Origin of the sequence: Pseudomonas sp. NBRC 111131 (assembly GCF_001320525.1) — a bacterium.
GTDB lineage: Bacteria > Pseudomonadota > Gammaproteobacteria > Pseudomonadales > Pseudomonadaceae > Aquipseudomonas > Aquipseudomonas ceruminis.
In genome coordinates this window covers 1-1,926 of the sequence record NZ_BCBH01000084.1, presented here as the reverse complement: position 1 = coordinate 1,926, position 1,926 = coordinate 1, and the positions used below count along the sequence as shown (strand labels likewise).

Sequence of the window (1,926 nt, the reverse complement as noted above, 5' to 3'; positions counted from 1 at the left end):
ATTGGTGCGCCAGGCATGGCGCGTTGCGCGTCAGCGCAACCCGCTTGACTATGGTGGCCAAGCGGGTGACTTGGAGGTGAAAGTCCTCTACACACCCGGCAAGGGGAAGTGTTAGCCAGAGGCAAGGGTGTCGCGGGCGACTGCGAATCTGAAGGAAGCCCGAGGCAAAATGCTGGCCTGACGAACAGGAAGCGGATAGAGGCGGCGCAGCGGGGTGAGAAGGCCAATATCTTCAAAGCCCGATACTTGCACGGAACGCTGCGACGTAGATCCGACAGGCATAAGCAGGAAGGTCACGCGAATTACCCTGGGAGATCTGCACGTTTGCCATTGTGCTACCGAGCGTCAAGAGGCGACGGGATGGACGTGCAGAAGTCAGCCGAAGCCGTAGTAAGTGGCAGTTAACCGCGCCACCAAGGGCCGAACAGGTTATGCCGCCAGTAGGCGCCAGAGTCTCGTCGAATGTCGAAAAGCAGAAATTTCTCCGAGGGAGAACTGTGACCCCAAGTTCCGGACAGAATCCGAGAGTGACGGCTGGCAGTGCGCAGGCATCGACGGCGTCTGTGGCGTGGACGAACGCGGAGCCGGACACGCTGATGGGGCGGGTGCTTGCACCGGCCAACCTCAAACGTGCGTATCAGCGTGTGGTCAGCAACAAGGGAGCACCGGGTGCCGATGGCATGACGGTCGCTGACTTGGCTGGCTATGTGAAACAGTATTGGCCAACTCTCAAGGCCAGGTTGCTGGCTGGTGAATACCATCCCCAGGCAGTGCGGGCGGTCGAAATTCCCAAACCGCAGGGCGGTACCCGGCAACTGGGGATTCCCAGTGTCGTGGATCGCCTGATCCAGCAAGCCCTGCAGCAACAGCTCACGCCAATCTTTGACCCGCTGTTCTCGGACTACAGCTATGGCTTTCGTCCGGGCAAAAGCGCTCATCAAGCCGTCGAAACGGCCCGCTCCCATGTGGGGGCGGGCCATCGCTGGTGCGTGGAACTTGATCTGGAGAAGTTCTTTGATCGGGTCAACCACGACATACTCATGGCCTGTATCGAGCGCCGTGTCGAAGACAAATGCGTGCTCAGGCTTATCCGCCGTTACCTTGAAGCCGGGGTCATGTCGGGCGGTGTCGTCAGCCCACGGCAGGAAGGGACGCCGCAAGGCGGCCCGCTCTCGCCGTTGCTGTCGAACATCCTGCTCAACGAATTTGACCGTGAACTGGAGCGGCGGGGGCACCGTTTTGTGCGCTATGCCGATGATGCGAACATCTATGTACGTAGTCAGCGGGCAGGCGAGCGAGTACTGACCAGCGTCGAGCGCTTCCTGAAAGAGCGTCTGAAACTGACGGTGAACAGGAAGAAGAGCCAAGTGGCACGGGCGTGGAAATGCGACTACTTGGGTTATGGGATGAGCTGGCATCAACAGCCTAGGCTGAGGGTAGCGACGATGAGCCTTGGTCGCCTGCGCAGTCGGCTCAAGGAGCTGCTGCGCGGGGCGCGAGGCCGCAAGGTGGCCTATATCATCGAGCGGCTGAACCCCGTGGTACGGGGCTGGGCGAGTTACTTCAAGCTCAGTCAGAGCAGGCGCCCACTAGAAGAGCTGGACGGGTGGATCAGGCACAAACTTCGCTGTGTCATCTGGCGGCAATGGAAGCAACCCTCTACGAGGATCAGCAACCTGATGCGTCTGGGTCTAAGCCGAGAGCGTGCTTGTAAATCTGCTTTCAATGGCCGAGGCCCATGGTGGAACTCGGGTGCGCCACATGTGAATCAGGCCCTACCGAAGAAACTGTGGGATCAACTCGGATTGGTCTCGATACTGGATACGATCAACCGGCTTAGTCGCATAACCTGAACCGCCGTGTACGGAACCGTACGCACGGTGGTGTGAGAGGACGGCGGGTGTGAACCCGCCTCCTACTCGATCC

The 1,926-nt window shown here is 59.7% G+C and carries 1 protein-coding gene; it reads left to right on the top strand.

Annotated elements, in window-relative coordinates:
• Positions 1–431: 431 nt before the first annotated feature.
• Positions 432–1,853 (top strand): group II intron reverse transcriptase/maturase, encoded by a 1,422-nt coding sequence (ltrA, locus tag APH34_RS28330; protein ID WP_042914345.1) that lies wholly within the window; start codon positions 432–434, stop codon positions 1,851–1,853.
• The last annotated feature ends 73 nt before the right edge of the window (positions 1,854–1,926 follow it).

Bases quoted from the DNA above. Each gene is read 5' to 3' on its own strand.
- ltrA (WP_042914345.1), top strand. From the start codon at position 432: ATGCCGCCAGTAGGCGCCAGAGTCTCGTCGAATGTCGAAAAGCAGAAA.